7 protein-coding genes are annotated in these 7,004 nt (G+C 69.7%); 4 read left to right on the top strand and 3 right to left on the bottom strand.

Going from position 1 to position 7,004, the window contains the following annotated elements:
- Nucleotides 1-160 precede the first annotated feature (160 nt).
- The gene (locus AB0B96_RS36925; protein WP_362906426.1) at nucleotides 161-829 is read right to left on the bottom strand and encodes a 4'-phosphopantetheinyl transferase superfamily protein; all 669 of its coding nucleotides are present in this window, start codon (nucleotides 827-829) and stop codon (nucleotides 161-163) included.
- Nucleotides 826-1,665, bottom strand: coding sequence for a metallophosphoesterase (locus AB0B96_RS36920; RefSeq protein WP_350946374.1), 840 nt, complete (start codon nucleotides 1,663-1,665; stop codon nucleotides 826-828). Before AB0B96_RS36920 ends, AB0B96_RS36925 begins: the two co-directional genes overlap by 4 nt.
- Before the next feature lie 350 nt (nucleotides 1,666-2,015).
- Between AB0B96_RS36920 and AB0B96_RS36915 the strand changes: the two genes are divergently transcribed.
- Nucleotides 2,016-3,107: a M4 family metallopeptidase gene (locus AB0B96_RS36915; protein ID WP_362906423.1), complete on the top strand. Its 1,092-nt coding sequence runs from the start codon at nucleotides 2,016-2,018 to the stop codon at nucleotides 3,105-3,107.
- Nucleotides 3,108-3,156: 49 nt separating this feature from the next.
- Here the strand turns inward: AB0B96_RS36915 and AB0B96_RS36910 are convergent, their stop codons facing one another.
- On the bottom strand, nucleotides 3,157-3,519 hold the full coding sequence (locus tag AB0B96_RS36910) for a nuclear transport factor 2 family protein (RefSeq protein ID WP_362906421.1): 363 nt from the start codon (nucleotides 3,517-3,519) through the stop codon (nucleotides 3,157-3,159).
- A 128-nt stretch (nucleotides 3,520-3,647) separates the two neighbouring features.
- Between AB0B96_RS36910 and AB0B96_RS36905 the strand changes: the two genes are divergently transcribed.
- The 3 genes from AB0B96_RS36905 (at nucleotide 3,648) to AB0B96_RS36895 (ending at nucleotide 6,827) form a co-directional block, all read left to right on the top strand.
- The gene (locus AB0B96_RS36905; protein ID WP_362906419.1) at nucleotides 3,648-4,271 is read left to right on the top strand and encodes a helix-turn-helix domain-containing protein; all 624 of its coding nucleotides are present in this window, start codon (nucleotides 3,648-3,650) and stop codon (nucleotides 4,269-4,271) included.
- A gap of 228 nt (nucleotides 4,272-4,499) precedes the next feature.
- Nucleotides 4,500-4,820, top strand: a complete 321-nt coding sequence (locus AB0B96_RS36900; protein ID WP_362906417.1) for a protealysin inhibitor emfourin — start codon at nucleotides 4,500-4,502, stop codon at nucleotides 4,818-4,820.
- A 282-nt stretch (nucleotides 4,821-5,102) separates the two neighbouring features.
- A complete protein-coding gene (locus tag AB0B96_RS36895; protein WP_362906415.1) occupies nucleotides 5,103-6,827 on the top strand; it encodes a S8 family serine peptidase in 1,725 nt (574 codons plus the stop codon).
- The last annotated feature ends 177 nt before the right edge of the window (nucleotides 6,828-7,004 follow it).

The raw sequence follows: 7,004 nt of genomic DNA, 5'->3' as shown, positions 1-7,004 counted from the left end.
CGGAGTGGTGGGAGTCCCCCTCCAGGCTGCTGTGCATCTCGTGGACGCTCTTGCCCAGCAGGAACAGGCCTCCGAGTATCAGGATCAGTGGCCGCCTCCGCTCTTCGAGACGAAGCGGAGGTCGACGGGAGTCCCGACCTCCCGCAGGGGACGTCGCGGACTATCCCGTCGCGGCCTGTCTCGGCGCGGACTTTCCCGGCACCGCGATGGAGGTCACGACCAGGCCGTCGGAGACCAGCCAGCGGCCGGTGAAACCGGTCAGCTCCCGGCCGTCCACGACGGGGCCGGGGACGAGGAGGCGGGCGGTGAACGTACCGGAGGGGGAGAAGACGAGGTGGGCCTCCTCGAAGCCGAGCCAGCGCCTGGCCAGCGGGAACCACGCCTTGTAGACGCTCTCCTTGGCGCTGAACAGCAGCCGGCCCCAGTGCACGTCGTCGTTCAGCCGCTCCAGCGCGGCCCGCTCCTCGGGCAGCGAGACCGCCGGCAGGATGCCGTCGGGGAGCGGTTCGTGAGGCTCGGCGTCGATGCCGATGGTGAGCGCGTCGCGGGAGACGGCCGCCGCACGGTATCCGGCGCAGTGGGTGATGGCGCCCACCACCCCGTCCGGCCACACGGGGGCGCCGCGCTCACCGGGCAGGATCGGCGCGGGCGGCAGTCCGAGCTCGGCCAGGGCCTGACGCGCGCAGTGGCGCGCGGTGCCGAACTCGCGCCGCCGCTTCTCCACCGCGCGGGCGACGGCCTCCTCCTCCTCGGGGAACAGCACGACGTCCGGCGGGTCCTCGAAGCGTTCCGAACTCGCCACCCACGGCGGCAGGATCTTCTCGATCACGAGGCGGCCTTCGGGCTGGGCAGGATGCGCCGCAGCTGACCGGGCGCGGTGGACCTGGGACGCCACTCGCGGGGATAGCCCAAGGAGACCTCCTCGAAGCGGATACCGTCGTGCCAGGTGGTCCTGGGGATGTGCAGGTGACCGTAGACGACCGCGGCGGCGTCGAAGCGCAGGTGCCAGTCGGCGGTGCGCTCGGTGCCGCACCAGATCGCGAACTCCGGGTGGTACAGGATCAGGGTGGGTTCGCGCACCAGCGGGTAGTGGTTGACCAGCACCGTGGGCACCCCGGGCGGCCTGGCCTCCAGGCGCCGTTCGGTCTCGGCGATCCTGGCGTCGCACCAGGCGTCCCTGGTGGGGTACGGGTCGGGGTGCAGCAGCATCTCGTCGGTGCAGACCACCCCCTTGTCGTACGCGCGGGCGAGCGCCGCCTCCTTCGTGGCCACACCGGGCATGCGGAAGGTGTAGTCGTACAGCACGAACAGTGGGGCGACGGTGACCGGGCCGCCAGGGCCGGTCCAGGTGAGGTAGGGGTCCTCGGGCGTCGCCACCCCCAGGTTCCGGCACACCTCGACCAGGTGCCGGTAGCGCTCCTCGCCGCGCAACTGGACGGGGTCGCTGGGATGGGTCCACAGCTCGTGGTTGCCGGGCGCCCACACCACCTTCTCGAACCGTTCGGCGAGCAGTCCCAGGGTCCATTCGACGTCGGAGACCTTCTCTGAGACGTCCCCGGCGACCAGCAGCCAGTCGGAGGCGGAGGTGGGCCGCAGCTTCTCGACGATGTCGCGGTTCTCCTGGTAGCCGATGTGCAGGTCGCTGATGGCCAGCAGTGACGTCATGCGCGGCCCGTCCTCCGAGAAGCGGTGTCTCGCGGCGCGAGTCGCGTGCTTCGCGAGCCGGTCTCTCCCCGCGCGAGGCCCGTCACCGGTGTACCCGTCATCGGTGAGCCGAGCCGATCGCCGTGCGTCGTCACCGTGAGCGCCCGCACCGTCCCCTCGTTCTCTTCCACGTTTCCCAGCACCGCCGCCTCCGTCTCGCCCTCTTCCCCGGGCGCGGTCACGACCCCGTGATCGTCGAGCAGAAGAACCCTCTCACGACCGCTCCCGTGGGCACACCCCAGTCCACCCCCGAAGGCATCAAGTATGGCAATACTCATACAGTTTGAGCAGACGGTGACGATCCTTAACACATGACGACATTCGACAGCATGCCCCAGTGCTGTATCGCACCTCCCGACCTGCTCGCGGCGGTCGCCGAACACGGAACCCCCGCCGAGCGGGAGGCCGCGCTCAGGACCCTCGCCACTTCGGAGAGCGCCCGCGCACAGCGCGCCTCGTTCGGTGGCGCGCTGCGTCAGCTCAGTCTCACCCTCTCCGACGTCGAGCCCGCCCCCGGCATGGTGCGTACGGTCTACGACGTCGAGAACGGCGGCGACTTCGACCTTCCCGGCAGGAAGAGACGCGGCGAGGGCGAGCAGCCGTCCGGTGACGCGGCGGTCGACGAGGCCTACGAAGGGGCGGGCCTCACCTACGACTTCTACCGGCGGGTCTTCGGGCGCGACAGCATCGACGGGCGAGGGCTGGAGATCGTCTCCTCGGTCCACTACGGGACCGACTACGACAACGCCGCCTGGATCGGCTTCCAGATGATCTACGGTGACGGCAGCGGGCAGATCTTCACCAAGGGCTCCCTCACCCGGGCCGTCGACGTCGTGGCGCACGAGCTGACCCACGGCATCACCCAGTTCACCGCGCACCTGGTCTACAGCAGGCAGCCCGGCGCCCTGAACGAGTCGTTCTCCGACGTCTTCGGGTCGCTCGCCAAGCAGTACGGCAGGGGGCAGACCGCGGAGCAGGCCGACTGGCTCATCGGTGACGGCATCCTGGGCAGCGCCCTGCGGGGAACCGCGCTGCGCTCGATGAAGGCGCCGGGGACCGCCTGGTCGACCCCGGCCGGGGGAGGCGACCGCCAGCCGGGACACATGCGCGACTACGTGGACCTGCCCGACGACGGCGACCCCTCCAACGACCACGGAGGCGTCCACCTCAACTCGGGCATCCCCAACCACGCCTTCTACCTCGCCGCCACCGCCATCGGCGGCAACGCCTGGGAGCGCGCCGGACGCGTCTGGTACGTCACGCTCACCGAGCGGCTCCGGCCGCGCTCCGATTTCCAGGAGGCGGCGGAGGCGACCGTGGAGGTGGCCGGGGAGCTGTTCGGCGCGGACGGGGACGAGCAACGGAAGATACGCGCCGCGTGGCAGCAGGTCGGAGTCCTCTAGGGGCCGTTCGAGGTTCGAAACCCGGAGGAACCTGTGAGGCCGCGGGGCCTCAGTGACGTGGGTCGGGGCCCTCGGTGACGCCCCAGGTCTCCGCGAGTCGGCCGTCGTCGATGCGGAAGATCTCGATGAGCACGGGCCGGGCGTCGCCACCCGGGGCCGCCATCCCCTCAACCGACGAGCGGACGGCGACCTTGTCACCGTCGATCAAGATGTCGTCGGCGACAACGCGCATGGCCGGAAACCGGGCGACGACCTGGACCCAGGCCTCCTTGCCCGCTTCGAACCCGGTGGCGCCAAGCGGGTGGTTGAGGAAGTCGGGGGTGAACAGATCGGCGGCCTGGTCGAACTGCCGGGTGTTGAAGCATTCCTGCATCCGCAGCACCAGGGCGCCGGCTTCCTCTCGTGTGGTCATCGAAGGGATCTCCTCGTGTTCGGTGGGATCCGCCCCATGGCGGAACAACGCGACCGCATAAACGGGGCGTCGCCCCGTTTAGATGTGGACAGCATACGGGGCGTCGCCCCGGTTAGGGTAGGCGTGAGATGTCCAGTCGAACGCCCAAACACACTCCGGCCGAGCCGCCGACGGTTCCCGTGCATGACCGGGAACTACGGGCCGACGCGCGCCGCAATCGTGAACAGGTGCTGCGGACCGCGCAGCGGTTGTTCGCCTCACAGGGCCTCGGCGTCTCGCTCGACGAGATCGCCCGCCGCGCGGGTGTCGGTTCCGGCACCGTCCACCGGCACTTCCCCAGCAAGGAAGCGCTGTACCTCGCCGTCGCGATCGACCAGATCAGACAACTGGTCGCCGAGGGAGAGGCACTCGCCGGTACCGACGATCCAGCCGCCCTGTTCACGCTGCTGTCCCGGATGATGGCCTCAGGCGCGGAGAACGCGGCGGTGAAGAGCGCGCTCACGGCCGCCGAGTTCGACCTGCGCAACGCCGCTCCGGACGCCGCCGCCGACCTCACGCACCAGGTCGCGCACCTGCTCGATCGCGCCCATCGCGCCGGCGTCGTACGCCACGACGTGACGGTCGAGGAGGTGATGGCGATCGTCGCCGGTGCCTTCGCCGCGATCCGACACGCCGACGCGGACACCGACCGCGAACGCTCCGCGCACATCGCTCGAATCATCCTCGACGGACTACGGCCCCAACCCCGGTGACAAGGACCTCCCTGTCTGTCACACCGCACCGTGAGCACCCGTCTGTACTGGGGCCTTCCCCGAGCTCGGCATCACCTCGCGCGCAACTGCGCGACGCCCTGACGGATACGTCAGGCGACTGATGTTCGGGTTTGTCGCGCGCGACATATCGGCGCCACGTGCCGTCATCGCCCAGGAAACCCCGCGCGAAACCGGCCGGGCCGCGCGGGCCGGTCTAGGATCGCGTCCATGAAGGTCTCGGTCGTCCGGGGAGGCGGCATCGCCGGCCTCGTCACGGTCACCACGGTCGACTCCGCGTCGCTGGCGCCGGACGACGAGACCGAGCTGCGCACCCGGGTGGAACGGGCCGGGCTGTCCGGCGTGCCGGAGCAGCAGGTGGGCGCCGAGGGGCGGCCCGACCGTTTCGACTACGAGCTCACCGTCGAGGACGGCGGCCACGTGCTCACGGCACGCGCACGCGAGGGCGACCTGTCGGGCGCGCTCCGCGCGCTCATCTCGTACGTGACCTCGCTGCCGGGACGGCAGGAGCGGATCGGCCCGCCCGGCTGACCTCCCGCCCTGTCTTTTGCCGCTTTTTCGGTCTCATTCCTGTTATTTCACAACGGGTTTGACGCGTGAGACTTCATGCCGCCGTCGTTTTCGGCGCGAGAATTCCCTCGTAACGGTTGACTGATGGCATGATTCGCCAATGTGTGCAGTTCACAGGGGTGGCGGGATTCCCGGCGCCTGTTGGTTTTGTTGCACATCGGCGGCAAATGTGTCCACGTATGAATTGCTTGGTGCGCGTGAAATCACATTTGCGGGGAGCTCTTTGGATATACGGAGGTATATGTGAAACGCGTCATCGTCACCGCGGCCGTCGTCCCCCTCGCGGCGGCCACGTTGGTATCCCCGGCGCAGGCCCGGCGGGCGGTCGCCGAACCGGTCGTGGAGGCCGAGTACGTCGTCCTCTACACCGAGGGCGCGCGCCCGGCGGACGCCCGGCAGGCCATCAGGGCGGCGGGCGGAAGCATCCTCAGGGAGAACACCGCGATCGGCGTCGCCACCGTCAAGACGGCGAACACCGACTTCGCCGAGGCGGTGCGCGACGCCGCCTCGATCGACGACCTCGCCCACAACCGGTCCATCGGCAGCGTGCCCTCCGCCGGGAGGGGAGCGGCGGGCCACGCGGCCGTGCGGGCGAGCGCCGTGGAGAAGGCCGGTGACGGCGCCCTGGCCGCCTCCGCCTTCGGCGCACCCGCGCCCGCCGCGGAGCCGCTGTCGGAGCTGCAGTGGGACATGAAGCAGATCCACGCGACCGTCGACGGCTCCTACCACCACCAGCAGGGCGACCCGGGCGTGCTGGTCGGTGTCATCGACACCGGTGTCGACGGCTCCCACCCCGACATCGCACCCAACTTCAACCGCGAACTGAGCCGCAACTTCACCGTCGACATTCCCGTCGACGCCGACGGCAAAAAGGTCGACGGCCCGTGCGAGGAGGAACCGGACCGCTCCTGCAACGACCCGGTGGACGTCGACGAGAACGAGCATGGCACCCACGTGGCGTCGTCGATCGCCTCTCCCATCAACGGGATCGGCATATCGGGCGTGGCGCCCAAGGTCTCGATCGTGAGCCTGCGGGCCGGCCAGGACTCGGGATTCTTCTTCCTGCAGCCCAGCGTCGACGCGCTGACCTACGCCGGTGACATCGGCGTCGACGTGGTCAACATGAGTTACTACATCGACCCGTGGATGTTCAACTGCGTCGACAACCCGGCGGACTCTCCGGCCGACCGGCAGGAGCAGGCCACGATCATCAAGGCGATGCAGCGGGCGCTCACCTACGCGCACAACAAAGGGGTGACCCTGGTGTCCGCGGCGGGCAACGGGGCCTTCGACTACACCAAGGAGATCGTCGATGCCTCCAGCCCCGACTTCGCCGGTGTGCCCGGCGAGTCGCCCCACGCGCGCACGATCCCCCCGAGCTGCGTCTCCATGCCGAGCGAGGCCAAGCATGTGATCTCGGTGTCCTCGACCGGCATCAGCGGGCGCAAGGCGTACTACTCCGACTACGGCAACGGCTACATCGACGTCTCCTCCCCGGGCGGCGACGTCTACGACACCGCGAACGGCGACCGCGACGTCACCAGGGCGACACTGGCCGCCTATCCCAAGTCGCTGGCCGAGGCGCGCGGCCAGCTCAACCCCGACGGCACGCCCAAGGTCACCAACGTGGTCCGCGACTGCAAGGACGAGGTCTGCGGCTACTACGTGTATCTCCAGGGCACCTCGATGGCCGCTCCCCGCGCGGCCGGGGTCGCCGCGCTGATCGTGAGCCAGTACGGCCGGCGCGACCGGGTGCACGGAGGCAGGACGCTCCGTCCCACCGTCGTGGAGAGGGTCCTCAAGGGCACCGCGACCAGGACGCCCTGCCCCACCCCGCCCGCCCACACCTACACCCGGCACCTGCCGGACGACAGCACGGCGACCTCGACGCAGACGTGTGAGGGAAACGCGTCGCGAAACGGCTTCTACGGCTACGGGATCGTCGACGCCCTCCGGGCGGTCCGCTGACCCGAACGGCGAGGCCCGGTGTCCGCCGCGCGGCGGACACCGGGCCTCGCCGTTTTTACGCCTTCTTGCGCCATGGGTTGACTTACCCGCGGCCCGGCCCGGGGATGGATCTTCAGATGCCACCGGTCACGGGCCATCCGCCTGCCGTCGGACAAACGCATCCAGACGTGGTGTCGC

The organism is Streptosporangium sp. NPDC049046 (genome assembly GCF_040649155.1).
Lineage (GTDB): Bacteria > Actinomycetota > Actinomycetes > Streptosporangiales > Streptosporangiaceae > Streptosporangium.
This window is presented reverse-complemented; position numbering and strand designations above follow the sequence as displayed.

Coding starts and splice junctions, on each gene's coding strand:
- AB0B96_RS36920 (WP_350946374.1), bottom strand. CDS start 1,665: ATGACGTCACTGCTGGCCATCAGCGACCTGCACATCGGCTACCAGGAG.
- AB0B96_RS36915 (WP_362906423.1), top strand. CDS start 2,016: ATGACGACATTCGACAGCATGCCCCAGTGCTGTATCGCACCTCCCGAC.
- AB0B96_RS36910 (WP_362906421.1), bottom strand. CDS start 3,519: ATGACCACACGAGAGGAAGCCGGCGCCCTGGTGCTGCGGATGCAGGAA.
- AB0B96_RS36905 (WP_362906419.1), top strand. CDS start 3,648: ATGTCCAGTCGAACGCCCAAACACACTCCGGCCGAGCCGCCGACGGTT.
- AB0B96_RS36900 (WP_362906417.1), top strand. CDS start 4,500: ATGAAGGTCTCGGTCGTCCGGGGAGGCGGCATCGCCGGCCTCGTCACG.